This window comes from Ferruginibacter paludis (assembly GCF_030409685.1).
GTDB lineage: Bacteria > Bacteroidota > Bacteroidia > Chitinophagales > Chitinophagaceae > Ferruginibacter > Ferruginibacter paludis.
Genome location: NZ_JAUFQJ010000007.1, coordinates 306,442 through 332,232 on the forward strand (window position 1 = coordinate 306,442; position 25,791 = coordinate 332,232).

General features: G+C 41.1%; 24 protein-coding genes. 10 read left to right on the forward strand and 14 right to left on the reverse strand.

The annotated features are described in order from the left end of the window. The first annotated feature begins 8 nt into the window (after positions 1 to 8). Positions 9 to 767: a LytR/AlgR family response regulator transcription factor gene (locus tag QWZ08_RS14710; RefSeq protein WP_290338212.1), complete on the forward strand. Its 759-nt coding sequence runs from the start codon at positions 9 to 11 to the stop codon at positions 765 to 767. Between the two features lie 38 nt (positions 768 to 805). Here the strand turns inward: QWZ08_RS14710 and QWZ08_RS14715 are convergent, their stop codons facing one another. The 6 genes from QWZ08_RS14715 to QWZ08_RS14740 all read right to left on the reverse strand — a co-directional run bounded on the left by QWZ08_RS14715 (position 806) and on the right by QWZ08_RS14740 (position 7,840). Further along, on the reverse strand, positions 806 to 3,856 hold the full coding sequence (locus QWZ08_RS14715) for a ligand-binding sensor domain-containing protein (protein ID WP_290338213.1): 3,051 nt from the start codon (positions 3,854 to 3,856) through the stop codon (positions 806 to 808). Between the two features lie 320 nt (positions 3,857 to 4,176). Continuing rightward, complete coding sequence (locus QWZ08_RS14720) at positions 4,177 to 4,767, reverse strand: c-type cytochrome (RefSeq protein WP_290338214.1); 591 nt, start codon at positions 4,765 to 4,767, stop codon at positions 4,177 to 4,179. A 45-nt stretch (positions 4,768 to 4,812) separates the two neighbouring features. Beyond that, the gene (locus QWZ08_RS14725) at positions 4,813 to 4,998 is read right to left on the reverse strand and encodes a hypothetical protein (protein WP_290338215.1); all 186 of its coding nucleotides are present in this window, start codon (positions 4,996 to 4,998) and stop codon (positions 4,813 to 4,815) included. A gap of 187 nt (positions 4,999 to 5,185) precedes the next feature. Further along, positions 5,186 to 6,112: an NmrA/HSCARG family protein gene (locus tag QWZ08_RS14730; RefSeq protein WP_290338216.1), complete on the reverse strand. Its 927-nt coding sequence runs from the start codon at positions 6,110 to 6,112 to the stop codon at positions 5,186 to 5,188. A 24-nt stretch (positions 6,113 to 6,136) separates the two neighbouring features. Further along, entirely contained in the window at positions 6,137 to 6,532 is a 396-nt protein-coding gene (locus QWZ08_RS14735; RefSeq protein ID WP_290338217.1) for a hypothetical protein, read from the reverse strand. 27 nt (positions 6,533 to 6,559) lie between these two features. Continuing rightward, complete coding sequence (locus QWZ08_RS14740) at positions 6,560 to 7,840, reverse strand: OmpA family protein (protein ID WP_290338218.1); 1,281 nt, start codon at positions 7,838 to 7,840, stop codon at positions 6,560 to 6,562. 478 nt (positions 7,841 to 8,318) lie between these two features. Here QWZ08_RS14740 and QWZ08_RS14745 point away from each other — a divergent pair, with 478 nt between their 5' ends. After that, complete coding sequence (locus tag QWZ08_RS14745; protein ID WP_290338219.1) at positions 8,319 to 8,744, forward strand: hypothetical protein; 426 nt, start codon at positions 8,319 to 8,321, stop codon at positions 8,742 to 8,744. Here the strand turns inward: QWZ08_RS14745 and QWZ08_RS14750 are convergent. The 4 genes from QWZ08_RS14750 to bshB1 all read right to left on the reverse strand — a co-directional run bounded on the left by QWZ08_RS14750 (position 8,741) and on the right by bshB1 (position 12,935). Continuing rightward, positions 8,741 to 10,402 carry a glutamine--tRNA ligase/YqeY domain fusion protein gene (locus QWZ08_RS14750; protein WP_290338220.1) on the reverse strand — a complete coding sequence of 554 codons (1,662 nt, stop codon included), beginning with the start codon at positions 10,400 to 10,402 and terminating at the stop codon, positions 8,741 to 8,743. The two genes, QWZ08_RS14745 and QWZ08_RS14750, sit on opposite strands and share 4 nt — an antisense overlap. A gap of 139 nt (positions 10,403 to 10,541) precedes the next feature. After that, positions 10,542 to 10,967 carry a DUF1003 domain-containing protein gene (locus QWZ08_RS14755; RefSeq protein ID WP_290338221.1) on the reverse strand — a complete coding sequence of 142 codons (426 nt, stop codon included), beginning with the start codon at positions 10,965 to 10,967 and terminating at the stop codon, positions 10,542 to 10,544. Between the two features lie 96 nt (positions 10,968 to 11,063). Beyond that, positions 11,064 to 12,137, reverse strand: coding sequence for a fatty acid desaturase family protein (locus tag QWZ08_RS14760; protein WP_290338222.1), 1,074 nt, complete (start codon positions 12,135 to 12,137; stop codon positions 11,064 to 11,066). 69 nt (positions 12,138 to 12,206) lie between these two features. Further along, positions 12,207 to 12,935 carry a bacillithiol biosynthesis deacetylase BshB1 gene (gene bshB1 / locus QWZ08_RS14765; protein WP_290338223.1) on the reverse strand — a complete coding sequence of 243 codons (729 nt, stop codon included), beginning with the start codon at positions 12,933 to 12,935 and terminating at the stop codon, positions 12,207 to 12,209. Positions 12,936 to 13,304: 369 nt separating this feature from the next. Between bshB1 and QWZ08_RS14770 the strand changes: the two genes are divergently transcribed. Beyond that, positions 13,305 to 13,781 (forward strand): hypothetical protein, encoded by a 477-nt coding sequence (locus QWZ08_RS14770; RefSeq protein WP_290338224.1) that lies wholly within the window; start codon positions 13,305 to 13,307, stop codon positions 13,779 to 13,781. 96 nt (positions 13,782 to 13,877) lie between these two features. After that, positions 13,878 to 14,246: a T9SS type B sorting domain-containing protein gene (locus tag QWZ08_RS14775; RefSeq protein WP_290338225.1), complete on the forward strand. Its 369-nt coding sequence runs from the start codon at positions 13,878 to 13,880 to the stop codon at positions 14,244 to 14,246. A gap of 71 nt (positions 14,247 to 14,317) precedes the next feature. On the opposite strand, the gene QWZ08_RS14780 is transcribed toward QWZ08_RS14775, so the two are convergent. Beyond that, entirely contained in the window at positions 14,318 to 15,766 is a 1,449-nt protein-coding gene (locus QWZ08_RS14780; protein WP_290338226.1) for a PAS domain-containing sensor histidine kinase, read from the reverse strand. Positions 15,767 to 16,610: 844 nt separating this feature from the next. On the opposite strand from QWZ08_RS14780, the gene QWZ08_RS14785 reads away from it, so the two are divergent. The 6 genes from QWZ08_RS14785 to QWZ08_RS14810 all read left to right on the forward strand — a co-directional run bounded on the left by QWZ08_RS14785 (position 16,611) and on the right by QWZ08_RS14810 (position 20,887). Next, positions 16,611 to 17,003, forward strand: coding sequence for a hypothetical protein (locus QWZ08_RS14785; RefSeq protein ID WP_290338227.1), 393 nt, complete (start codon positions 16,611 to 16,613; stop codon positions 17,001 to 17,003). A gap of 439 nt (positions 17,004 to 17,442) precedes the next feature. Beyond that, a complete protein-coding gene (locus QWZ08_RS14790; RefSeq protein WP_290338228.1) occupies positions 17,443 to 17,793 on the forward strand; it encodes a VOC family protein in 351 nt (116 codons plus the stop codon). A gap of 135 nt (positions 17,794 to 17,928) precedes the next feature. Further along, positions 17,929 to 18,483, forward strand: a complete 555-nt coding sequence (locus QWZ08_RS14795; RefSeq protein ID WP_290338229.1) for an RNA polymerase sigma factor — start codon at positions 17,929 to 17,931, stop codon at positions 18,481 to 18,483. Then, positions 18,461 to 19,174, forward strand: a complete 714-nt coding sequence (locus QWZ08_RS14800) for a hypothetical protein (protein ID WP_290338230.1) — start codon at positions 18,461 to 18,463, stop codon at positions 19,172 to 19,174. The genes QWZ08_RS14795 and QWZ08_RS14800 overlap by 23 nt, the downstream gene beginning before the upstream one ends. Positions 19,175 to 19,181: 7 nt before the next feature. Continuing rightward, on the forward strand, positions 19,182 to 20,297 hold the full coding sequence (locus tag QWZ08_RS14805; protein WP_290338231.1) for a hypothetical protein: 1,116 nt from the start codon (positions 19,182 to 19,184) through the stop codon (positions 20,295 to 20,297). A gap of 164 nt (positions 20,298 to 20,461) precedes the next feature. Further along, positions 20,462 to 20,887 (forward strand): hypothetical protein, encoded by a 426-nt coding sequence (locus QWZ08_RS14810; protein ID WP_290338233.1) that lies wholly within the window; start codon positions 20,462 to 20,464, stop codon positions 20,885 to 20,887. Positions 20,888 to 20,921: 34 nt separating this feature from the next. Here the strand turns inward: QWZ08_RS14810 and QWZ08_RS14815 are convergent, their stop codons facing one another. The 3 genes from QWZ08_RS14815 to QWZ08_RS14825 form a co-directional block, all read right to left on the reverse strand. After that, a complete protein-coding gene (locus tag QWZ08_RS14815; RefSeq protein ID WP_290338234.1) occupies positions 20,922 to 22,472 on the reverse strand; it encodes a serine hydrolase domain-containing protein in 1,551 nt (516 codons plus the stop codon). Positions 22,473 to 22,635: 163 nt separating this feature from the next. Beyond that, positions 22,636 to 23,937 (reverse strand): hypothetical protein, encoded by a 1,302-nt coding sequence (locus tag QWZ08_RS14820; protein WP_290338235.1) that lies wholly within the window; start codon positions 23,935 to 23,937, stop codon positions 22,636 to 22,638. 1,154 nt (positions 23,938 to 25,091) lie between these two features. Then, positions 25,092 to 25,784 (reverse strand): LytR/AlgR family response regulator transcription factor, encoded by a 693-nt coding sequence (locus QWZ08_RS14825; protein ID WP_290338236.1) that lies wholly within the window; start codon positions 25,782 to 25,784, stop codon positions 25,092 to 25,094. Positions 25,785 to 25,791: the final 7 nt, after the last annotated feature.

The window sequence follows — 25,791 nt, forward strand, 5'->3', positions numbered from 1 at the left end:
TTTTTATTATGAAAATATTAATTGTAGAAGACGAAGACCTGGCTGTAAAAAAATTACAAAAAACACTGGCCGCAGTAGATGCAGGTGCAGATGTGGTGGGGGTAACTGACAGTATTAAAAATACGGTGGACTGGTTAACGACCAATCCGCAGCCTGATTTGATTTTGATGGATATCGAACTGGCTGACGGCCAAAGCTTCGAGGTTTTTAATTTAACCGATGTAAAAAGCCCGGTGATATTTACCACTTCTTATGATGAATATGCATTGAAAGCGTTCAAGGTGAACAGCGTGGATTATTTATTAAAGCCCATTCAAAAAGAAGAGCTGGAAGCAGCGCTGAATAAATTTAAAAAAATTAAGGGTACGCCCGATATCAATATCGACAGTCTTGTAAAAGAGCTGCAGCAAAAATTGCAACCCAAGGAATATCGCAAACGGTTTTTAGTAAAGTATGGTCAAAAGCTGGTGTCGGTAGAAATTGATGAAATTGCCTATTTCTACAGTGATGGACGTTTGAATTTTTTTAAAACAAACGATAATAAAAAATTTGTGGTAGACTATACAATGGATGAGTTGGAAGATATGCTTGACGCTGAAAAATACTTCCGCATTAGCCGCTCTTTTTATGTATCCATCAACAGCATTGATAAAATTGACGACTACTTTGGTAACCGTTTAATTCTTGGTTTGAAACCCGCCGTCGATAAAGAGGCATTGGTAAGCCGGGAGAAAGTGACCGAGTTTAAAAAGTGGATGGGGAAGTAGGCCCTTAAGGTCTCACCTTCGGTGCCGACCGTAAGGGCTTATCGTACCGGCACTGTCAGCACAATCAATGACTTCGTGGGATTCAATTTTGTCTGCAGTATGCCTTTTACTTCTTCCAGTTTGGCGGCAAGCTCCTGCCGTTGTAAAATATTATTCAGCAGTTGCATATCTGATTGGGTACTGTTGAATTCAATCGTGTATACGAGGTTATTTTTCTCAACCCCGATGTGCAGATTGCATTCCGTAGCACCGGTACGGACTATATTGGTGCTGCCGCTCTTAATAAACCAGCAAATATGCTGACGTAATTTCATATCCAGTTCCAGGGCTTCCACTTTTTTATCAATCAGTAAATTAATTGCTGAGTCATACCGGTTACGGAGGGAATCAACATGCTCTTTAATGCGTTCAATGGTTTTTTGCATGCTGTCATTCTCCGGGCTGATACCCCACAGCATATCATCCATGGCCACCATCATCTGCTGACTTTTGCTGTTAATCTGCTGAATAAATTCTTTTGATTTTTCAGGATCTTTATCGGCTTTCAGTTTTGCCATTTCGCTTAAAATATTAATATTGCTGAGCGCTGTATTTACATCCTGGTACAAATTGTCTGCAATGTCAGCCCGCATTTTTTGAATGGCTTCTTTTCGTTTCATCCTTTCTTTATCAAGCCAGAATAACAACGCCACAATAAATAAAACTACCAGGCTGTAAAACCACCATGTTTTCCAAAAAGGAGGGACGATTATTATTTTAAGCTGGGTAGCTGTTGCTGATTCTTTTCCTTCTTCATTCATTGTTTTTAACAGGAAGGTATAGCTGCCCGGCGGTAAAAAGCTGTAGATGGCTTCATTGTTTTTATCGGCTATTTTCCAGTCTTTATCCAGGCCGTCCATTTTATATTTTATAAGATAGGGACTGTTGTAAATAAGCGGCGAAAATTCAATGGCCAACGAATTTTCCTGGTAGCCCAATTCCAGGGCTTTTAAATTGTTCAGCGAATCAACAGAAACAGAACTGCCCATTATTTTGAAATCGGTTATCAGTACATCCGGGGTAGCCGGGGCTACATGAATTTTAGCCGGATCAAAAAGCACCATGTCATTGGTAGTTCCAAACAGCATGCGGCCGCCGGGAAGTACGGCAGAAGCAGATTGTATAAAATGCTCATTATCCAAACCATCCCGGCGGGTAAATTTTACAAAAATCTGTTTTTGAATCTGGATTCGGTACAGGCCACTGGTACTGGTAAGCCACAGGTAGCCATCTTTATCTTTCTCTACCGCAGTAATAAATCCCGATATCATTCCCTGCTGTCCCACAACGGACAGGCCTTGCGTTATTCTGTTATAAACCACCACACGGGTAGCTGTCGTTATAATGACAGTACTATCGTTGTAATCGAGGATAGAAGAGATGCCCCGTTCGGGCAGCCTTTTTTCCATCGCCGATGTATCACTGAAGCGCATCGTAATTTTATTGGTAGCCGGATCTAAAACATACACGCCGTTTTCAGGCGTTCCCACCCATACATAGCCTTTTGAATCAACTGTGATCTTATTTATCTGAACAGGAGGAACGGCATCGATAGCTTCAATGCCGGCGTCAAAATTTACCTTGCCTTTAGCTGCCATCCACTTAAATACACCCAATTGATAAGTGCCCAGCCACAGGTTGCGACTTTTATCTTCCCCCACCTGGCGAATGGTTTGGTTCTGTAAAAGGGGAGGATTGAAATATTTGAACGACCGCTTTGCCTGGTCTATTAAATAAATGCCTGGTTGTGCAGACATCCAGATGCTGTTGCTGTCTGCCGAAGCGCACATGCTCCATATAAACGGGTTGGCGGTGCCAAGGCCCCTGATAGTAAGCGGCACCGGATTGAAGTTGGAATCGTATTCATACAATCCGTCACCCCAGGTGCCCGCAAGTATGGTTCCCCACTTGGTTGCTATAAAAGAGAGCAGACTTCCTTTGCCGGCGGATGCAGTTGGATTGCTGAAATGTTTTATGCAGGTGAAAAATTCGGTAGCAGGATTGAAACGATATAAACCATTGTTATCTGTGCCTGCCCAGATATTTTTTTCCCGGTCTTCAAATAAGCAATGCACCATTTCGTAAGCGATGCTCTGTTCATTGACATAACCATTGTATACCAGTTGAAATTGCTTTTCTGCCTCCAGAAATTTTGCGAGAACCAGCAAACCATTCACCCAAATGGTGCCATCCCGTTGCTGAAAAAATCCCTTGATCTCGTGATAGGTTTTTAAAGAGCTGCCAAGTGTTATATCTTTTAAAAAGGGTTGATGCTTTACAAGATCGTAGCATTGAATAAATGGAACTGTGGTCCATGTAATGAACCATAAACGATTCCGACCGTCAAAAAAAAGATGGTTGTAAGTACCACCCGCATACTGGTCAATCAAAGCATCGTTTGCTTTGTTTGCACCCGGATAATTTAACTGGCCATTTTTTTGATCATAAAGTGCCAGGCCGGTTTTGGCTACGCTGAGCCAGTATTTTTGGGTGCCGGGTTGCTGGATAAAGTCGATGATATCCCAGTTTTGTTGCTGCTTAAAAAAGTTATGTATGTAAGAAAACTCAGTATTGGTTTCATTAAGGGTAATTACCTCACTGCCACTCAGCAGGTAAAAAAGGTGGCCATACTCGTCAGTTATTAACCGTTTCAATGAAGTATTTGGAGTAATGGCTTTTTTGAAATGTGTTGGTACGTTTCTGAATGTAAATTTCTTTCTGTCAAAAATGCCCACATTGCCATCAGACATTAATAACCATAAATTTTTCTTTTTATCAATCAGCATCTGCCATACAGGATTGGAAGGAAGGCTGGTAGTATCATTTTCAATATGCCGGAAAGATTTATACCGGGTGCCATCAAACCGTTGCAGACCGTCTGTGGTGCCTGTCCAGATATAACCTTCCTCATCCTGCAATACCGTATTTACCTGGTTGGATAAAAGCCCGGAGTTGGTTGTATAATGCGTAAATGAATACTGCTTCGGTGCTTGCGCAATGGCAAATGATGCAAACAGAAAAATGCTGATTACCAAAAATAACTTTGCCAAAAGAGTTTGATTTTTTTTAATAATCAAATGTAATAAACCTATGTAATAATGCAAACCGGTTGGTGCAACAGAAATGACACCTGATACCGCCGTTTACGCAATTCATGCTGTGACTATTCATTCGTGGTTGTTCTATCCACGTCTCCGGTCAATTTTGAAAGGTTAAAGTAATGGTTTTAGATTGGATTGATTTTTAATAGCCTACTGCTGAACCGCGCTATTGAATTTCAGCAGTAGGATTTCGTTTTGGTATCAACAGGCAATTGCCCATGACAAGTTTCACCCGGATTGCAAAGAACATTATTTTAATGTTCGGATGATCATTTGATCTCCGCAATTTGCATGGGTGCAGGCACAATATTTTTTACCGGCCTCGTTGATTTCAAAAATGCAAATACTGACTTTAAATCTTCGTCGGTCATATTTTTGTAATAATACCAGGGCATTGGCGGTAACAGGTCGCGGCTGCTTTCCAGTCCTTTGTATTTTCCTTTTCGCAAAGCGGTAATGAACTGCTCTTCTTTCCATGCGCCAATTCCTGTCTGGTCGCTTGAGATGTTAGCAGTAAAAGACACCCCCCATGGTCCGGCTGCACTGGTAAGATCCGGCCCCATCAACGCCCATCCCTGCTTAATTACATTACCGTCTGGTCGTTGAATTGGGCGGGCGGACGGATAACCGGAAAATCTCAGTTCAGGAATAATTTCGGGTCCGTGAGCGCCCATTCTTTTTGGTGAATGACAATCGTCGCAGCCGGCTACGTTGACTAAATATTCGCCCCGGGCAATTCTTTTGGTTGTATCAACTGCAGCTTTATCGGGTAAGTCTGCAGAGCTGGAATTGGTGCAGCTGATAATGGCGCCCGCGACAATGATTGAAGCGAAAATAAAAATTAAAAATGTGTTACGCATGATAGTTTGTTTTTGAGTTTATGATTGAATTTTATTTTACGATGTTTAATAAAAGCGGGATAGGGGTGTTAGAAAGTGTCTCAAATCGAAATAGCTGCCTGCATCTGCCACCGCCTCTTTTTTTACTGCATTTGAATTGTAATTTTTGTATGTCCAGTCGCGACCTGCAGCCATGATTATCAGAGTCACAACGATCACAAATAAGACGGTATGCGGAAGATTATTTTTCATAAATAATTTTATTGCTTTTGTATTCTAAATACAGGTGCAAGATATTTTTGAAAGGCCGCCAACGCAATGCAGGTCTGCATGAGATGTTATAAAGGCTGCATGAATTGTTGAATATAATGAGCATAAAAAAATGCCGGCGCTTGCCGGCATCAAAACCATGTACAGGGTTTGTGTATTGGTTTTTCGTTTACGCAATTATAGCATCTTCTGCTTTCATCATTGCTGTAAACCTGTTTTTATTTTTAATCAGCCAGCGTTCGAAGGGCTGCATGGCAGGGTTTAAACCATAACTTTCAATCAGGTCGATTTGCCGCTGCGGTATGTATAAACGTTGTACTTCAAACATATTCGCAAGCTCTTCTGCGCCGTCGAAACCCAGGGCCGCGTATTCATCTCTTGGGATGTATTGGTAGCTCACTTTTTTATCCAGTACACGGCTCATGGCAGCTGCATATTCGTAGCAGGTGTCATCTGCTCCCACCACACCCACTGTTCTGCCAATGTATTCAGCCGGGTGATTGAAAACGGCCGCCACTACAGGCCCCAGGTCATCAATGCTTACCATGGCCAGTTTGGTTTCGCCCTGCGGAAAGCCAAACGAGTAACCTCCGTCGGCCGATTTTTGCAATGGAAAAAAGGTGAAGAAATTTTCGTAATAAAATGCTACCTGCATAAAAGTTGCGGGAATATTTTGACTGACGGTATACGCCTGCAGCGCCGCCTTGATGTCACAGTGCGGCGTAGGATATGTGCCATTGCTTAGTTTGTTGTAATCAGGTAACGTGTGTAAAACAAAATGCTCAATGTTCATTTCTTTCACCGCATCAATTAAATTTTTCCCCTGCTCGTATTCCTTTTCAAAATGCTCCCAAAAATTGGTTACGCCAAAAACACCATAGCAACCTTTCATCGCATTTCTTATGCTCTCCCTGTCATCCAGGTCGCCGGTCACCACTTCAGCGCCTGCCTGTTGCAGTGCCAATGCTTTTTCGGATTGACCATTTCTCGTCAGAATCCGAACAGCGAAATTGTTTTCTGCAAGCAATGCTTTTGCTACACTGCCGCCCTGTGCACCGGTAGCACCGGTTACTAGAATTGTTTTTTTCTGATTCATTTTTTTTGTTTTGAAGATGTGTAATTATTTTTTCTCTTCTGGTTTGGATAACAGGTAACGGGTCATAAAAATGCCTCCGGCGCCGGTATCGTTCTGGCTAAGCGTTAAAGAAGTTACATGGGCTATTTTCCAGCCGCCATCAGTGTATTCTTTCAACGTTTTTACTACTTCGTCTTCATTCTTCTTAATGTTTTTAAAATTGATGCCCACCAGGCTGAATAAATTTTCCATATCGGTTTCCTTCTGCGATCCATCAGGGTTGGTGATGAGCATCCTTGATCTGCCCAGCCCGCCTGACAGTACAGATTCAATAGTAGTGATCTGCATAAATTGGGACGGTGGGTCCATTTTTATTTCCTGTGCAGGGGCGGCGTTTGAGAGGCCGGCGATAAGGGCAAGCAGTAAAAAAAACTGTTTCATGTTGTTTTAATTTTTAATATTGATTGATTATAGTTTTATAAATTCTACCCGGCGGTTCTGGGCTTTTCCCTCTTTGGTTTTGTTGTCGGCAACAGGTTGGCTTTCTCCTTTACCATCTGTTTCAATAATTGATGCATCCAGCTTGAAATCATTTACCAGCATGTCTTTTACTGCAGCTGCTCTTTTTTTACTCAGTTCCATATTGACCTTATCATCGCCATCACTGCTGGTGTGGCCGATCACTTTAATTTTGATTGAAGGATTTTCTTTTAATACATCCGCTATCTCTTTCAGTACACCGAAAGAAGCTGGTTGTATCGTTGCAGAATTAAGATTGAACAAAATGCCTGTGGTGGAAAATTTGCCTTCTTCTATTAATTTATGCCTTGTGTCCGGTAAACCTGTAGCTGCTTTGATATTACCGATGAAAATTGCATATTGATCTTCTTTGTAATTAGTGGCGCCCACTTTAAAAAACAGCTGGTTCATTTTATAGGCAGTGTCAAGCCCTTTGGGAACGTCAAAAACTTTCGTTTCATTGATCCACATCCGGAAGCGCTGTTTCTGTACCTGTATTGCAACGTGAACCGGTTTGCCATAATAATTTTCAAGGTCGCTGTAGATTTTATCTTCGCTTTTAAAATACTTTTTTGCATCTGTAAATGATTCAAGACTTACCCTGCTGTCTTTATATTCAGCTGGCGATATGGTAGCTACCACGGCAGCGTATTTATTGTAGTCCTTAAGAAATACATTATCAGTACCCGGCTCCCCGTTGGTAGCAATAAAGCCGCTGGAGAAAGTAGGATACATCCAGCCATTATTTTTTAACTGAAGAATCAAATCAAACTCAGCGGTGTAATTTTCCGTGAGTTCTTTCGTATTGCTGGTGAGATAAATAAATGGATTGTGCACCTGCAGCCATTTGCTGGGAAATTTTTCAAGGCTCACCACTTCTCCGCTGCCGCTGGTGTTCCAGTTAACGGGCAATTCACCAATAGCTTCCTGTGCAAAATCTTCTGCGAAGAAAACTTTTTCTCCCGGCACAAAATCATATTTGGAAATACTTTTTATGGTAGATTTTTCATTGCCAACTGCCGCAGTGCTTGCCGCCTCTGGTTGTGTAGCTGCTTCTTTTCCTTCCGCTTTATCAAGTGTTTTGTCAATGGCTTTATCCATTTTATTATCCACCCGTTGGTTTACCTTATCGCTTACTTTGTTTTTTACTTTTCCCAAAAGACCACCAAACTGAGCCTGCGCCAAAAACGGGATAATTGCGAGCAGTAAAAACGAAATTCTTTTCTTCATGATGTTGTGCTTTTTATTTAACAGCGCAAAACTATTATTGACCTGAGGTTGTTAAAACTGTAACGGTGATGAATTGAGCAGGTTGCCGGATGAATTGATTGTATGAAAGAATTTACCGGGCAGATATCTTCAGTAATTGCAGATGTCTGGCTGGCAGAAAAGGGATCAGTTTAAATAACGATGAAAAGCCCTTTTAAAAATTCGGGATGTATGATTTGAATTGATACTGCCTTGCGAGATAAAAATGCAGTAATTTCGCCGCATCAATTTGTAACTGATTTTGGCAGGGGAGTTGTTGGTGTGAAGAAATTAGCGCAAGAGAGTATTTAAAAAGTAGTAATTAAAAATTGTAAGATTTGCCGGCACTTATTGAATAGGATTACTGTTTGGTAATCCTATTGGTTTATCCGGTACCGGCTTTGAAAGAACACCGGCTTATTGGTTACAAAAAATTAAAGAAGGATAAATTATCATCACTATGGCATTTTCTACCGTTATGCACCGCGTTGGGTTAGCAGCCTGTATACTGCTTGTAATAGCCTGTTTTTTGCCATGGACTTACTATGCCGATCCGCATATTACAAGTGAAGCGCAGCGTACTTTTACCGGTTTTTTTAGCTTTCAGAATCAATACGGCAAACCAGGTAAATTACTGTCCACCATCGCTATCATTGTATTTGGATTTATGCTGCTCCCAAAGTTATGGGCCAAGCGTGCCAATCTTTTTATAGCCGCACTCGGCGTGGGCTATGCAATCAAAACATATATCCTCTTTACCTCTTGCTACAACGCTTACTGCCCCGAAAAAAAAGCCGGCATTTTTTTAATGATGGCTTGTGTTATACTATTGCTCGTAGCGTCCGCTTTTCCCAATGTTAAAATGGAGCAGGACAAAAAGGCCTAGGCTTTATTGGCTGTTTTAGACCAGGCATCTTTTAGAGTAACGGTTCTGTTAAATACCATTTTTTCAGGCGTAGATTCTTTATCCAGGCAGAAATAACCCTTTCTTAAAAACTGGTAACGGCTTTCAATAGTAGCACGTGCCAAAGATCTTTCTACCCGGGCATTTGGTATGATGGTCAATGAATCTTCGTTGATGTATTCTTTAAAATCGCCTTCTTCAGTGGAAGGATTTTCTGCTTTAAACAATCTTTCATACAAACGTACTTCGGCTGGTAATGCATGCTCAACACTCACCCAATGGATGGTTCCTTTTACACTCATGCCGCTGGTATCGTGGCCGCTTTTTGTTTCAGGCAGATAAGAGCAGTGTATTTCGTTTACTATGCCATCAGCGTCTTTTGTAAAACCGTCGCAACGTACAATGTAAGCGCTTTTTAAACGCACGGTAGCACCCGGTGCAAGCCTGAACCATTTCTTTGCTGCCACTTCCATAAAGTCGTCCCTTTCTACCCATAGCGTATTGCTGAAAGGCACTATCCTGGTGCCATATGCTTCGTCCGGCCCGTTTTCGCTTACCAGTTCTTCTGTTTGCCCTTCGGGATAATTGGTGATGATTAATTTTACCGGGTCAAGTACTCCCATCACCCGTAGGGCAGATTTATTCAAATCTTCCCGCAAGCAAAATTCCAGCAGGCTGAAGTCAATCATATTTTCCCTTTTTGCCACACCAATTTTATCGCAAAAACTACGGATACTTTCTGCTGTAAATCCACGCCTGCGCATACCGCTGATGGTGGGCATACGCGGATCATCCCAGCCCTGCACATGGCCTTCTGTAACCAGTTGCAATAACTTGCGTTTGCTCATCACGGTATAGGTCATGTTAAGCCGGGCAAATTCATATTGTTTGGAGGGAAAAATGTCTAGTTTTTCAATCAGCCAGTCATACAATTCCCGGTGAGGGATGAACTCCAGCGTACAAATACTATGGGTGATATTTTCAATGCTGTCGCTCTGCCCATGGGCAAAATCATACATCGGGTAAATGCACCAGGCATCGCCGGTGCGGTGATGGTGAGCATGTTTGATGCGGTACAGTAAAGGGTCACGCATGTGCATGTTGGAGGCCGACATATCGATTTTAGCCCGCAATACTTTTTCTCCATCGGTATATTTTCCTGCCCGCATATCAGCAAACAGTTGCAGGTTTTCTTCAACGGTCCTGGTGCGGTGCGGACTATCCATACCCGATACGGTAGGCGTGCCTTTTAAGGTGGCTATTTCTTCGGCAGATAAATCGTCCACATAAGCCAACTCCTTTTTTATAAGGTCAACTGCAAACAAATACAGCTGCTCAAAATAGTCGGAGGCGTACAATTCATTTGCCCAGCTAAAGCCCAGCCATTGTACATCTTCTTTTATACTGTCTACATATTCTACTTCTTCTTTTGTGGGATTGGTGTCGTCAAAACGCAGGTTGGTTTTGCCACCATATTTAAGACCCAGGCCAAAGTTGAGGCAAATGCTTTTTGCATGACCAATGTGCAGGTAACCGTTGGGTTCTGGTGGAAAACGTGTAAGAATGGTTTGGTATTTTCCGCTTGCTAAATCCGCTTCAACAATTTCTTCTATAAAATTCAGGCTCTTTTCTTCAGACATCTGTGTATACTTTGTTGCGCAAATTTAAGGTATGATGGCTTATAATGTTTGTTTGATGTTATTTTGATCGGATGACAGCAAAGCGCTTAAATAAAATGTGCTCATTTAAAGCCTTAACATGAACGATAAAGACTGAATCTTACACAGACTTTATATTATTCAATTTCATGGCGTCCAGCATCTCAATAATTTTATCCAGCTTTTGTATTTCTATTTCGTTTAAACGTATCTGAAGGGCCTCAATTTCTTTTTTTGCATCGATATTGGTTTGATAGTCTTCCTGCGCCTGAATCCTGTCACGCTTGCTTTGCCTGTTTTGCGACATCATGATAATGGGTGCGGCATACGCAGCCTGTGTACTGAAAATGAGATTCAATAAAATAAAAGGATATACATCCCAGTGAAATACAAGGCCGGTAATATTGAGGCCCATCCAGATTATCACAAAAACAGTTTGGATGATAATAAAGCGCCAGGAGCCCATGCCATTGGCAACATTGTCTGAAAGGCGGTCGCCAAAGGAAAGCGAGTTTTCATGTTTTTCGTGCCAGGTATAATTTTTCATTGTGTCCTATTTTGAGATTGTTTGGGTAAATAAAAAAGCCACGTATATGCTAAATATACATGGCTTTTAATGATATGAAATGTTATCGTGCAGTTATCAGGCGGCCGCTCTTCCCATCCTGCGTAAGTAGGCAGCGTGCGAGGCAATGGCCTGACGCATTTTTGGAAATTCAACGTACTTGATACCGTAATCGGAACAGGTTTGTTTAATGATTTTGCTGATGGCAGGGTAGTGCACATGGCTCACTTTCGGAAACAGGTGATGCTCTATCTGAAAGTTCAAGCCGCCTACCAGCCAGGAAAGCAATTTATTTTTAGTAGCAAAATTAGCCGTTGTTTGAACCTGGTGGATGGCCCATTCATTTTCAATTTTATTGCTGTCGGCCTCAGGCATCGGGAACTGGGTTTCTTCCACAGTATGTGCCAGCTGAAAGACAATGCTGATAACAAAACCGGTTACCATACTGGCAATTAAAAAGCCAACCAGCCAGGTAGTGAAGCCAACCATGTAAATAGGCAAGGCCATAAACAAAACAGCGTACACTACTTTGGCAGCCCAAAAGGCAATGTGCTCTTTTACGGTTAATTTTTTAATAGGAACAGTACCGATTCTTTTCTTAAAATATTTCTGATAATCAGTTAAAAAGATCCAGATCAGGTGCAACAGGGTGTACAAAAACCAAACATAATAATGCTGAAAACGGTGCATTTTATATAGCTTTTGCGTAGTGCACATGCGCAGGTAAGGCTTAATTTCAATATCATCATCAATACCATCAATATTGGTATATGTATGGTGAATGATATTGTGTTTTTGCGCCCACATAATGCTGCTGGCACCTAAAAAATTTACCGATACGGCAGCTAGCCTGTTTACACTTTTGTTTTTACTGAAGCTGCCGTGACCACCATCGTGCATTACATTAAAGCCGATGGCAGCGGTAAAGCAACCCAGCAATACACATTCAATAATGGCAACCCATGCAACCGGTGTAAAATATACAAGGTGAACATAGAGGGCGACGTAAGCAATACAGAAAAAGATAGCCTTGAAAAACAGCTTGATATTTCCGGTTGAAGGTTTCTTTACATCAGCAAAATACTGACTTACCCGGGCTTTTAATTCCTGGTGAAAAGTAGAAGAGTTGTTGATGAATTTTGGCGTGGCCATAATATATTAATTTAAAGCTGCAAAACTACATTTTAATCCTGTACAATCGGCCTTATGTTTATACCCAAATCAGGTATTTACCTTAATAAATGCGTTGAAATTGTTAAAACCGATCATTTTTTTGCTGATATAGCCCTCAGCGTATTTTACGCCAATCATTTTGCCATACATCTTTGCCCTGTAAATCACGCTATCCAAAAAATCAGGCGTAGAAATATAAGTTTGCGGTTCGTCTAAATCGGGGTTGACAAACTGTGTGCCATAGGCTTGAATAGACGCAATTTTTTGCTCCATCACCTCAGAAATATCAATCACAAAATTGGGATGCAGGTACCTGTCCTGTACATAATTAAATACGTAGGAGGGGCGCCAGATTTCCTGCAGCCGTCCATCCTCCATCGTTTCAATTTTGCGCAACCCTGCCAAAAAAACAGCATCTTCCAGCAGCTGAGCAGCCCGGCCATGGTCCGGATGGCGGTCTTCCGGCGCATTGCAAATAATAATTTCGGGCTGGTATTTCCGAATCGCCTGTATCACAGGCAGTTGATGGGCTTCATCGTTTCTGAAAAAGCCATCAGGAAGCGCCAGGTTTTCCCTTACGTCCAGTTGTAGTATGGCTGCCGCAGCCGCAGCCTCTTTTGCTCTGAGTTCGGCGCTGCCCCTGGTACCCAATTCGCCCCGGGTAAGATCTATAACCCCCACTTTTTTCCCTTGCAATTTTTCAACAATCAAAGTGCCTGCGCAACTCAGTTCAACATCATCTGGATGGGCGCCAAAAGCAAGTATATCTAGTTTCATCTGCTGATTTTAAATGTAAAAAAAGAAATGCAAAAGTAAGGTGAACAGGCGAAAAATAAATAATGCGGGCGCAGAGAGATATGCCAGGAGGATACGGTGTTTGGGCAGTATGAGCGAACGGCTTTTTTTAAGCAAAACAGGATAGGGGCGTGCCAACAACTCAATTAAACTATTAAGGGCATTTCATCAGGCTTCAGGAAAGGCGTATGGAAGATAAATTCTATAGCCGGAAATGTACATAACTATTTTTTACAACGGCTTAATTATTGCATAATTGAAAAATCGCAAACCAATCCATGTCTGGTATCTTTTGCCATTGATGCATCCTTCAGGCAGTGTGTGAATCGCCTGCAGCAACCCAAGGGAATTATGAATAACCAATTTACCTGTTACAGCATTTTGCTGGGTATACTATTGACCATGTTAATCATGTACCCTGCTGCTGCGTTGCCCAAAATCCCTGACAATAAGAGCGTGCCCACGCCTTCCATGCTGGCGGCGGCTGTAACGCATTATGATGTAAGCCAGGTAGGCGGTAACTGCGAGGGGCCGAGGGCAATGCTTGCCGTAACCGTTCATACCAAACCTACTTTGGGGACTGATAAAAACCTGAAAATATGTTTTGGAGATACGCGGAACCTGGCAAGCCAGTACAATACTGCGGGCTTTACCGGCAGCTGGACAGTCAACCAGCAAGCCCTTGCGTTGTCAAATTTAGTAACTGGTGCAGGCAACTATCAGCTGATAGTAAAAACTAACCAGGGTTGCCTGGATACCGCCATGATAAACCTGTCTGTGTTGCCAAAAGTAATTGCCGATGCCGGCAAAGATGATAACGTCGAATAAAATGCGACTTACCAATTAAACGGCACTGGCAATGGACGTTTTGAATGGTCGCCGCCGGAACAACTCAGTAATCCCTTTATAGCTAACCCAACTGCCATGCTAATCAAAGTTCAAACATTTACTTTAACGGTAAAAAATGAGCTCGGGTGTTCGGCGCACGATACAGTAAAACTGCGTGTGTTAAAAGGTCCCGGATTTTATGTGCCCAATGCGTTTAGTCCCAATGGTGATGGATTAAATGATCGCTTCAGGCCAGCAGCAGTAGGCATCAGCAACCTGGAATACTTCAGGATATTTAACCGCTACGGCGATATTGTTTTTGAAACAAGCAATATTGGTGAAGGGTGGGATGGCACCTACAAAGGCATTAAACAAAACATCAGCAATTATGTGTGGATGATAAAAGGCACCGACCGGCTGGGCAGCGTAAAAATGCTGAAGGGCAATGTGGTGCCGGTGCGGTGATGATTTTTGGTGAGTAGTGAATGGTGAGTAGTGAATGGTGAATAGTGACTAGTGAATAACGAGTGGAGAAACTACGGCCTCAACGGAATAGAAAAGTAAAAAGTAGATCCATCACCTTCCTCGCTTTCGGCCCATACATGGCCGTTGTGGGCATGTATAATTTGTTTGCATAAAAAAAGTCCCAGCCCGATACCTTCCAGGTTCATTGTTTTTTCGGCTCTGAAAAACCGGTCAAAAATAAAAGGCAGGTGAGCTTTAGCTATTCCGATTCCCTGGTCTTTAACCGCTACTTCCACAAAATTGTTTTGTATGGTTATCGATATGCGGATGTCTTTTTTGCCACCGGCATATTTTATACTGTTACCGAGGTAATTGGTAACTACCTGTACCAGCCGGTAGCGATCTGCTGTTACGACCGTTCCGGCACTATTATCAACAGCAATCTTATAATCGGGGTGCAACATTTGTACCGTTTCCACGGCTTCGGAGATCATGTCAGTAAAATAGAATTCCGTTTTTTCCAGTTCAAAATGGCCGGCATTTATTTTAGTGGAGTTATATAACTCGTTGATCATTCTATTTAACCGCAATACATTTTTTTTGCTACGCTCCAGCAACTCTTTGATGGTTCCCGCGTCATTGGTTTCAACCAATGCTTCCAGTAAATTATGCGAGAGCAGAACATTGGTGATGGGGTTTCTTAACTCATGACCAATAAAACCAATCATATCATCGCGGTCACGCTCCGCCTGCTTTTGCACGGTAATATCATGTACAATCAGCAATACATTTGATTCAGTTGACCCATCTTTTACCGGGCTGCAGTTTACCTCAAATATCTTCTCCTGTGCGGTGTTTTCGCTCAGTTGTAGTTGTACGTTGCTGAAACCTTTTTTGCTGCTGACTGCCAGTTGTATTTTATGCAGCAGGTCGTTGTTTTTGTCATAACGTGCAATCAGTTTTGCAAAATCAGCATCAGCTATTTTCGTTTCACCCAGGGCGAATAATCTTGAAAATGATTCGTTGGCCCTGATAATTTTCAGGTCTTTATTCAGTACCACAATTCCATCTTCAATTGATTTTAAAATACTGTCCGTAAAATTGCTGAGACTGATAATTGCATTCTCAGAAATTTTTTGTTCATTAATATTCTGTATGATTTTCAGCACATAGATTTTGCCTGCTTCATCTTTTATCAATGTACTTTCTCCCGATACCCAGGTAATTACATTGTCTTTTTGCACCAGGTAGTTATTGTCGTATGCCTGGCCCTGGCTCACGGCCGCTGCAATCTCTTTGTCGGGCCGGTCTTTCAGCCGGTCTTCTTCGGTAAAAAGCATTCTAAAATGCTTGCCGCAAACGTCGTCCCGTTCGTAACCAAACGAGCTGATAAAAGCCTTGTTTACTTCCAGTACAATACCATCGGTATCCAGCAGCAGTACCGCATTTTCTTTGGCTTCATGAAACAGGGCATTGAAATAATTCAGGTGATTGTAAATAGCAACAGGGGCTTGCGGCATATTGTATAATTTATGAAAGGGGGTTGAGGAAAGTCCAGTAACACAATTTATTCGTTATGGTTTAAAATAAAAAAAATATTATAGTAGGGGAGGTGGTCAGAATAGAAGCATTTAAAAAATAGTCTTAAACAGCATTCTTTTGTGGGTGATGATGTAACCGCTATTGTAATAAAGGCTAGTACAAATTTTTAATACTTTAAATCTGATTCACAGTATATATATGTTATACTTCGATATGTGAGTACATTTAAACTTTATACCCAACACTGATATTATCACGACAGGTCTAAAGACATGTCAGGAGTTTTCACATTTGTTAATTCAAAGCTCAGCATATTCATCTGCGCACATCAGGCTGTAAGTCTTTTAAAATGTAATGCAATCTGTGCCATCAAAACAGCAAATATTTGCAAAGGGAATTGAATTGGTGCTGATGTGCGTAAAAAAAATGTGGAAGATTCTAATCATGTCTGGGATGAAAATGACGAAGAATTTTACAAATACGGAAATGAAATGAATGTATTGAACACAGCAATATTAAAATGAGTAAGATTTTTTTTGAAAAGATTGAGAATTGGAACATTATTTAATGGTGATGGGAAAAAATAAATATTGTCGTGGGCTAAAAGTACTGGATACAGAAAAACAATTGTTGTGGCTAAAATCGCAAGAGTAAGAAACAATCAAAACACTTTTTGTAGGTTTGTTTTGCCAGCATATAATTTTCAAAATCGCATTCACAAGGTGGTCGACCTTAGACAAAAGTGTTTTAAAAATTTGTGCAAGAAGGTCGACCACCTTATGGCACGCTATTTTAATATCAACGGGACAAAAAAATACTGCTATGAATTTAACAGCACAAATAGCAAAGCAATTCAGCGATGTTCACTTCGGCGGTAACTGGACGGCGGTGAACCTGAAAGATACAGTTGCAGATGTAACCTGGCAGCAGGCTACAACAAAAGTCAATAGTTTTAATACCATCGCCACGCTGGTGTTTCATACCAAGTATTACGTAGGCGCTGTAATGAAAGTGTTGCAGAGTGGCCCATGGATGCCAGTGATAAATTTAGTTTCACTCATCCACCCATTGCATGCGGCGAAGACTGGGAGCAGTTACTCGGAAAAATATGGAAGGAGGCAGAAGCCTTTGCCAGCCTGCTGGAACAGCTGCCTGAAGCCAAACTATGGGACGATTTTGCGGATGGTAAGTATGGTAATTACTACAGAAATATAACCGGTATTATTGAACACCTCCACTAGCATTTAGGGCAGATTATTTTAATAAAGAAAATGCTGCCGGAGGCAGATATAAATTAGCTGAAAATTAGAAAGGAGCAACGCATCATGAATGGTACGATGGCAATTATAACCTTGCGCCGTCCTTCAGGGCGGCGACTTATGATTTTCTTGCCGCTTGCTTTAGCCAAATAAGTAATGGGCTAAAGCTCACCAGCATACTATTAAACTCCTTCCTGCCCCGAAGGTCAGGTCATTTGAGAAATGAATCTTTTCATATTATGCAGCAATCTTAATCAGACATGGATACCCGCCACAAAATCTGCGCAAAATTCAATAGAAAAACTGGAAAAATTATTAACTTCAAGATTGATGACTACCTGAAACGAAACCTACTATAATTCAGCCATACAGCAGCGCTTTAAAAAATACTCAGCATGCAATTTTTATCCCTGGAACCATTTGTTCCATCCGGCAGCGAATTTGAAAAATCCAAATTATTTTTTCAGGAGTTGGGCTTTGCAGTCAATTGGGATGTGGGCGGATATGCCGGTCTTGAAAAAGATGGTTGTAAGTTTATTTTGCAGCAGTACGAAAATAAGGCCTTTGCCGAAAATTTTATGGTAAGTGTAAAAGTGAGTAATGCGGCTGAGTTCTATCGATCAGTGACAGAAAAAAAATTACCGGAAAAATATGGCATCAGGGTTTCACCACCCAAAAAGCAACCGTATGGCCTCGAAGTAAACATCATTGATATTGCAGGTGTTTGCTGGCATTTTGTTGAATAATGCGGGTATCGGTATAAGCAATTCACAATTCACTTTTCCCCACTCACTAATAAATTATTTTTATCTCCGGACAACCTAATGCTTGCACGCCGCATTTGTAATAATGTACACAACCGGGTATCTTTCAAATTTAATATGGACACAGCACAGTTAATCAGGCAAGCAAAACAGGGTAGTGCCCCGGCGCAGAAATGCCTGTTTGATTTGCTGAGCGATAAAATGCTGCTGGTATGCCGCCGCTATGTTAAAAGCAATGAAGATGCGGAAGAAGTTTTACTGGATGGCTTTTACAAGTTCTTTAAAACGCTGGGCTCGTTCCAGTACCAGGGAGATGCGGCTTTGTACAGCTGGGTAAAAAAAATAATGATCCACGAGTGTCTGATGCTTCTGCGCAAAAAAAATGTTTTCACTATTGTCACGGAAGCCGATGCAGCAGATTGCCCGCTGGAAGCAGAAGCGTTGAATAATTTATCTGCCAAAGAAATATTTGATTTGATTGTTCAGTTGCCGGTTGGTTACCGCACGGTGTTTAACCTGTACGAAATAGAAGGCCTGGAGCATAAAGAAATTGCGGCTATGCTGGGCATTACAGAAGGTACTTCCAAATCGCAGTTGAGCAAAGCAAAAATATTGTTACAAAAAAATCTAGCACAAAATGGAACCCGATATGTCAAACGAAAATCGAGATAGAGCGGCCTGGAAAGACAGGCTGGAAGATCCGGCAATCCTGGGGTTAACCAGCAGCGAAAGCAATGCGCTTTGGGAAAAGCTGGATAGCCGCCTGCATAAAAAGCCCGGCCGAAAAAGGATGATATGGTATTGGGTCGCGGCTGCCTGTCTGCTGTTTGTCATTCTGCTGCCATTTTTAAAAAACAATACTGCTTCACACGCAAATAACAGCTCAGCGGTAGTAAAGCAACAGCCGGTCTCATCCATGCCCAATAAAAATATCAACCAACCTGCGCCTGCTCCGGCTGAAAACAGTGGTCTTGTAATTGAAAAAAGACAAGCCGTAAAAGTTGCACGGCAGGATAAAATAACAATGGCTTCGATGGATAGTGTTGCACCTGAAGTTGTTACCACAAGCACGGGAACAGTAGTGCAAAATGAAATTCAACCTATACAAAATAGCATCGCTCCGATCGTCGTTACACCAGTTGCCATTGCTGCAGCAGGGCCGGTATTAAAACAAAAATTAAAAGTAGTTCACATCAATGAGCTCGGCTACCCGGAAGAAACAACACGCAGGGATGACCACATCGCTGATTATCGTTCGATCAGGTTTAACCCGGTAAGCCCGGAAACTTATACTACAACATCAGCATCCCAAAACATCAGCGACCTGAATTTTTTTAAAAACAAAACCACTCCATCAAACTAAAATAACAATGAAAAAAGTAATTTGTTTTTTGATGCTGGCAATCAGCATCACGTCAGACCTTTGCGCTCAAAGCAACAAATCAGACAAAGCATTTGAAGTGCCGGAAAATATTGTCATCAACCGGCGCTTTTGGATAAGCCTCAATAAAGGCAATAAAATGCAGGTAGAGTTAACCGATATCAATGACCTGGAGGCCCTTGCTGATATTGATAAATTACTGCAGACATTTATTACGGACATTGCTCCATTAAAAGATTCCCTTGGGGATCCACTCACTTCAAAACGCATCGATTATTTTGTCGACGGGCAAGGGCGCAAAAAAATCCGGCTACAACAATTTCAGCCCAAAGGCGCCAGCTTTTTAATCAACAAAGGCGAACTGGCTTCTCTAAGAACAGAACAGGATACCATTCATATTATTGGTGTAATTTCTAATCCGCCAAAGGCGCAACAGAAAATCAGTCGTACCAACGATCGATACTATCACCTTACTTTTTACCTGAATGATCTGAATGAGTTAAGCGGCTACATCAATGGTGCAGTAAAAGAAAAACTGACCACGATTAAAAATTTTGAAAACACCAAATGGCCGTTGATACTGGGTGGCGGCGATCATTACCTGAAGAAAGACCGGTCCATCAGCGGGGGTGCCCCCAGGGGCTTTGTACCAGGCGCACACGGCGATTTTCTTGTATTGAATTTTATGGTTAATGTACAGAACTATAAAAATTATTTTGTTCCATCTTTTAGCCTTGGAGCTAAACTCGCCCTGACAAATCGTGATCGTACTTTTAAATGGGAACCAGGATTGTTTTGGGAACCGCATTTCATCTTTGCAAAGGATGCGCAAAACAAACTACAGACTTACCGGAATGATTTTTTAACCTTCACGTATGGACAGGGTGGCATACCTGATCACGATCCAAGGAAGGATTTTACGTTTAGTGCTGTGCTTTCGTTAGGGTATCTTATACACAGGGAAGGAGAGTATTTTGACAAACAGACTTTCCGGTTGGGCGCTGGCAAATTTGCGATAAGAAAAACTACCATTGAGCCATCAATGTATTTCAATAATTTTTTCAGGAGCGTTACGCCGGGTATCCGCATCAGCCAATATTTTTAAGTGCTTTTGCTGATATACCAAGTGGACAAAAAACACATGAAGTACTTATTCCGTGGCCGGTTGTTTGACAAAAATTATATAAAACCTTCAGGATTAGTAAAGGCCAAAGTTGTTAAAACGAGTTACATGTACGTTGATTTACTCATCTTTTAAATTTTGATGTCATGGGTAAAATAAATTTGATTGCGGTCATTTTTCTCTTGGTGACGATTACCGGCTGCAGCAAAGATTTTTTAAAGAGTTACGATAAAAGAATCATCGGAACCTGGCGCATTGATGATGTAGGCCGCTTTGGCCTGGGAGGCAGTACCAGTCAGCTTCCTTTCGTGAATGGCAGCATTACTTTTTTTGAAAATGGAACACTGGATTATACCAATGCTGCCAGTGAAAAATTCACTGGCAGCTGGAAGCTTTCAAAAAAAATTAAGAACGAAGAAACGGTGCATAGCCTTCAAATTACTGCTGTTGATTTTACCAATCAAAAGGTGTTGTCAGAATATTATGATGATATGCAGTTTATGAGTACAAACCATTTCAAGGCCAGTATTGTTTCAACTTTTCATACTTACATGACGCATTTTCGCAGGTAAATCAGCATGCGATATTATATACTCACTAAGTAAATTATTGAGCAGTGCCTTTTAACGTTGTTTTTTTAGTTCCATAGTCGAAGCTGTTTTCAAGATCCATCGTTAAATTATTTCCATCCAGATGGCAGATAATTTTTTCTGTATGCGGACTTTCAATATAGCGCAATTGCAACACAATCGTGTACTCATCTGTAAAACTAAAACTGCCTGCAATTTTTAATGGAGGCAACCCAACGAAGCTTGCTTTGGCACCGCCAACCAGTGACGGTCCGTGTTTGGTGGTTTCGCCTTTTTGCCATGCTCCATTTCCAAAACCAAGCTGGTAGGTCATAGTATCAGTGTCAAGTGTTACGTTGCATAAGTCACCTTTAAAATCAAAAGCAATGCTTTTAAACAGGCGGCTGTTGGGTTCAATTGAAAATGTTTTATTAAAACTTTCCGTCGTTGAGGTTAATGCGTTTTTTGCAGGTAATGCCAGGGCAAGCGAAGCCAGTTTCTGTTCCAATGCGCTTGCTGCAGTTTTGTTATCCGGCAATTTATTTTTATCAAAGGCTGGTAATAAATATTTCCAAACCAGGTTGATTTCATCCTGCATGTCCGCCGTTTCTGCTGTGATGGCAATTACTGCATCCTGTTCTGGCAACACAATAATGTATTGGCCAAAGGCTCCGTCAGCCCTGAAGGCATTGTGCCTGCAACGCCACATCTGGTAACAATAACCCTGCTCCCAATCGCTGGAGTCTTTTTTTGATTGCGGGTAATCAGGGTGTTGGATGATCTTGGCGGTAGAAGCGTCTTCCGCCCATCCCATTGGTAAAATTTGTTTGCCATCCCACTTACCTTTCTGTAAAAACAACTGGCCGAATTTTGCCATGTCTTCTGTTTTTAAACGCAACCCCCAACCGCCTGTATTAATACCTTTGGGATCAATTTCCCAATCCATTCCTTCAATGCCCAGCGTATCAAACAATCTTGGTTTCAGATAGTCAATTACTTTTTGCCCGGTTACTTTTTGTATAATGGCAGAGAGCATATAAGTGCCCAGTGTATTGTATAAAAATGTTGTTCCCGGCTTGTATACTACAGGCACTGAAAGAAAAGATTTCACCCAGTCACTGTCCATACTTACATGCGAAAATGTTGGATCAGGATCTTGCCCGTCAGACATACTCAGCACATCCTTTACTGTTAATGCTGCAAGGTTGGGGCTAACCACTGCCGGCACTGCTTCAGGAAAAAATGAAATCACTTTATCATTTACTGTTAGCTTTTTTTCACCAATCGCAAAGCCAATTGCCGTTGCGGTAAAGCTTTTGCTGCAGCTGTACAAAGTGTGTTTCAAATCTGGTCCGTATGGATTCCACCAACCTTGTGCAATGAGCTTACCATGGCGCAGTATGATAATACTATGCAACTCATTCTTACTTTTGCCAACAGCATCCAAAAATTGATTGATGGCTTGTGATGAAACGCCCTCACCTTCCGGTATACTTTTTACAAACGATTGCTTGCTTTGTGCATTAACTGCAATTTGTGCAAACAGCAACAAGGTAATTGTTCCTGTAAATACTTTTTTGTACTGCATAACGGCGAAAATTTTCTGTAATAAATGTAATTGACGTATTTCAGAGCATACGCAAAAAATCGCAATCGAAGATTAATCATCGATTGTCAAATATATTTAAATCCAGAAAAATAGACGGATAAATTATATTGAAACAGTAAGCATGGTTTCAGACCGTTATGGGCTATTTCACCACAGTGCCGCTGAAAAAGCAATTGTCATAGGTTGCGTAGCCGGCAAATTTCATGTCTTCTTTTGATCCATAATACCGGAAGATACAATTGCTGAATTTAATTTTATCGTTGTTGGAATTAAGGATAGTTTGCTTGCCAATGACTTTTGCATAGACAAAATGGAAATTGCAATTATTGATGGCCGTCGGAATCTGCGAGTACACATTACCAATGGAGGCAATACTTTCAGAGTAAAGATTAGAGATAGAAGTAGCATACCATCCACTCTGACTGATATCAAAGAGCCGGATACACCTGCCGGCAATATTACCTCCATCGATGGTGTAGTAGCCGGCTTGTGATTTGCCATAGTGACCAATAGAAATAAGCGTATGTAAGCTTCCCCAGGAATAAATACCCCGAATGATATTGCCCTTTTCCTGTGCCTGGCCCGAGGCGAATCCAACTTTTGCATCACCGCATTTTATGTTTTCAAAGATCAGGATATCTGCATTAAAAGTTTTTCCGTTAGGACTCACCATATAATCAATTGTAAAATTGCTGACAGCTACATCATGAATTTTTACACCGGTGCTGCCGCCTACATTTTTTGATCCGTCGAAATCAATTACAATTCCAAAATAGTAATCACCACATTTTCCATTGGCGTCTTTGTATTTTTCGAACGGTGTATTGTAGTAGGCGGTATCGGTGCCGGCTGGAGATTTAAACTGCCCCGTAATGGCGAGATTATTTATTTCCGTGCCTTTATTTAATTGCAATCCAAGGGCGAAGCCCCCGGTTGACATGTATCTTAACGTAGTACCACTGCAACAATCCCAAAAAGAAGTTTCGCCATACATGTGAATAGTACTGCCACTGTACTGGCCCTTGTAAGTATTGGCAATGATAAGGGGAGTACCATAATTATAGGTGCCTTTGGGAATATAAAAATTGCGCAGGGTTTCATTGTTGGCAAGAACCGTGTTGATGCCTTTTTGCAGCGCATTGCTGTTATCTTTTACCCTGCCGGCGCCAAACCATTTTGCACTAAAATCTTTGCCGTAAGTACCTTCCGGAATGATGGTTAAGGTGGTATCAAAGATCCATTGCTCTAAAGAGGCGTCGATGATACCACCCCTTATGGTACCTGTGCCACTGATATGTCCCTTACTTCCAAATTTTATAATGGCTCCTGAAGGAATCTTCCAGGTGTTGTTGATAAGCGTGTCTTTATTAATAAATATATCTTGCGAAAATGTTGGTGATATAATGGCCGTAAGGGCAACTAAAATAAGTAAGCTGGTTTTCATAAATTATCAATGTGGTGTAAAAGTTTGCTGGTTATTTTTGAATGATTGGTATCGCAATATAAGAGGATGAATTGAAACGCCCAACATCGGCAGGTTAGCAAAATCAATGCCCTTTGAAGAAATATTTCAGCAGATAATTATTCGGAAAAGGCTGGGATGCTTTGTCACAAAGGGGTATAGCCTTACTTTGTAAACGGGTATTGCATGTTTATTATGATTGCCCGCTGCCGTTAGCAGATCGTTAAATTTTTTAACGCGTTATTTTTGAAGCGCCGGAGAATAGTTTGTTGGAAACAACAGTTAAGAAAATAAGTTCGTGAAGCAATCTGTTGAAATAGCCACGTTCAAAAAATATCCGGGTAATGGAACATAACTAACCTGAAGTAAAGGCCCTCATTTTTGCCGCCTGTTAACCATGTTGGTGGTTTTTCAAAAGTATTGAATTGATCTTTGGTAACAGGGTATAAATGTTGTAGGATTTGAAGTTGGTTTTTCCTAGGATATCGGCTTTTATATGTAGCTGTTCTTTTTTCTTTCTGATGTAAAAAAATGCAATTTATTACTCAGCAGATTTTTATTTTTCGTTTAATGGAAAGCATGTTTCGGCGAATGATGTTCATTGTACGCCTTATTAAAATAACAGGTGTACTAACAGCCGGAGGCTGGGAACGGGTAAGACCAGCGTGCAAATAAAAAATGTCCCGGGTAGGGGACATTTTTTTATAGTCTGCAATTTTATTGTTACCTGTGGTTCAACTATCCATTTTTTTTACATCTTCCGATGCCTGGTTTTAGGATAAACGCTGGATTTTTTGATAATTGAATTTGGCGTTTCTTAGGTAATTGCATTTGGTCTTTTCATGGAAAGGATCTTAGTTTTTTCAGGATGTTGGGACAGGTTGTTTTTAGAATGTTTGGATTGGCTTTTCTTCGGCTACCGGACAGGATTTGACATTTAAAAAGCTATTGTTTCTTTGCTGATGTAAAAATGCAAACTAAATTTAAATGCTGAAAAACATTTCGTTTAAATGCTTGCAGGCTTCGGCGAAAGATTGGAAAAAGACGATTTCAAACACACTACCCCGTTGAGTTTTCAGCAACAAAAAAATGCCCCGTAAGAGGCATCGTTTTAGATTGGTTGTTTTATTGAGGAGTTAGCTTGCAACGTTTATTCTTCCCATCACTTCTGTTTTCAGCATTTTACTGATCGGTATTACAGAGTCGCCAATGTACAAAGTATAGTCTTCTATATTGTTTATTTTACGCAGGTTAACAATGTATGATCGGTGAACCTTCATAAAACAGCCCTGATTCATTTTTTCTTCAACCGCTTTTAGTGTGCTGTGGGTAACGTATTTTTTATCAAAGGTGCAATACTTAACGTAGTCGCCTAAGCTTTCAATATATAAAATATCATCATAGTTCAGGCGGATTAATTTCCCGTTTGATTTGATAAAAATGTCTTCCTGTTTAGGTGTTTCTTTTTTATCCTCAAAAGATTCATTCACTTTTCCCACTGCTTCCTGGAACCTGATGTAAGTAAAAGGCTTTTTAAGATAGTCGGTAACTTTATATTGAAAAGCGTCGTATGCATAATCTGTTTTAGAGGTGGTTAATATTACTTTAGGCATCACAATTAATCTGTCCAACAGCTGAAAGCCACTATCTCCGGGCATTTCAACATCTAGAAATAATATATCCACTTCATTTTGCTGAAGGTAACTGTAAGCGCTTTCAGAATCAGGAAATGAGCCAACAACATCAATGGTGCCCGTTTTTTCACAGTATCTTTCTAGAAAATTGCGCGCAATCGGTTCGTCATCAATAATTAGTGCAGTTAGTTTCATAAGTTGG

Bases quoted from the DNA above. Each gene is read 5' to 3' on its own strand.
- QWZ08_RS14750 (WP_290338220.1), bottom strand. From the start codon at position 10,402: ATGTCTGAAGAAAAGAGCCTGAATTTTATAGAAGAAATTGTTGAAGCG.
- QWZ08_RS14785 (WP_290338227.1), top strand. From the start codon at position 16,611: ATGAATTTAACAGCACAAATAGCAAAGCAATTCAGCGATGTTCACTTC.
- QWZ08_RS14740 (WP_290338218.1), bottom strand. From the start codon at position 7,840: ATGAAGAAAAGAATTTCGTTTTTACTGCTCGCAATTATCCCGTTTTTG.
- QWZ08_RS14720 (WP_290338214.1), bottom strand. From the start codon at position 4,767: ATGCGTAACACATTTTTAATTTTTATTTTCGCTTCAATCATTGTCGCG.
- QWZ08_RS14760 (WP_290338222.1), bottom strand. From the start codon at position 12,137: ATGGCCACGCCAAAATTCATCAACAACTCTTCTACTTTTCACCAGGAA.
- QWZ08_RS14820 (WP_290338235.1), bottom strand. From the start codon at position 23,937: ATGAAAACCAGCTTACTTATTTTAGTTGCCCTTACGGCCATTATATCA.
- QWZ08_RS14775 (WP_290338225.1), top strand. From the start codon at position 13,878: ATGCTAATCAAAGTTCAAACATTTACTTTAACGGTAAAAAATGAGCTC.
- QWZ08_RS14735 (WP_290338217.1), bottom strand. From the start codon at position 6,532: ATGAAACAGTTTTTTTTACTGCTTGCCCTTATCGCCGGCCTCTCAAAC.
- QWZ08_RS14795 (WP_290338229.1), top strand. From the start codon at position 17,929: ATGGACACAGCACAGTTAATCAGGCAAGCAAAACAGGGTAGTGCCCCG.
- QWZ08_RS14730 (WP_290338216.1), bottom strand. From the start codon at position 6,112: ATGAATCAGAAAAAAACAATTCTAGTAACCGGTGCTACCGGTGCACAG.
- QWZ08_RS14805 (WP_290338231.1), top strand. From the start codon at position 19,182: ATGAAAAAAGTAATTTGTTTTTTGATGCTGGCAATCAGCATCACGTCA.
- QWZ08_RS14790 (WP_290338228.1), top strand. From the start codon at position 17,443: ATGCAATTTTTATCCCTGGAACCATTTGTTCCATCCGGCAGCGAATTT.
- QWZ08_RS14755 (WP_290338221.1), bottom strand. From the start codon at position 10,967: ATGAAAAATTATACCTGGCACGAAAAACATGAAAACTCGCTTTCCTTT.
- QWZ08_RS14810 (WP_290338233.1), top strand. From the start codon at position 20,462: ATGGGTAAAATAAATTTGATTGCGGTCATTTTTCTCTTGGTGACGATT.
- QWZ08_RS14725 (WP_290338215.1), bottom strand. From the start codon at position 4,998: ATGAAAAATAATCTTCCGCATACCGTCTTATTTGTGATCGTTGTGACT.
- QWZ08_RS14825 (WP_290338236.1), bottom strand. From the start codon at position 25,784: ATGAAACTAACTGCACTAATTATTGATGACGAACCGATTGCGCGCAAT.
- QWZ08_RS14780 (WP_290338226.1), bottom strand. From the start codon at position 15,766: ATGCCGCAAGCCCCTGTTGCTATTTACAATCACCTGAATTATTTCAAT.
- QWZ08_RS14770 (WP_290338224.1), top strand. From the start codon at position 13,305: ATGAATAACCAATTTACCTGTTACAGCATTTTGCTGGGTATACTATTG.
- QWZ08_RS14745 (WP_290338219.1), top strand. From the start codon at position 8,319: ATGGCATTTTCTACCGTTATGCACCGCGTTGGGTTAGCAGCCTGTATA.
- QWZ08_RS14710 (WP_290338212.1), top strand. From the start codon at position 9: ATGAAAATATTAATTGTAGAAGACGAAGACCTGGCTGTAAAAAAATTA.
- QWZ08_RS14815 (WP_290338234.1), bottom strand. From the start codon at position 22,472: ATGCAGTACAAAAAAGTATTTACAGGAACAATTACCTTGTTGCTGTTT.
- QWZ08_RS14800 (WP_290338230.1), top strand. From the start codon at position 18,461: ATGTCAAACGAAAATCGAGATAGAGCGGCCTGGAAAGACAGGCTGGAA.
- bshB1 (WP_290338223.1), bottom strand. From the start codon at position 12,935: ATGAAACTAGATATACTTGCTTTTGGCGCCCATCCAGATGATGTTGAA.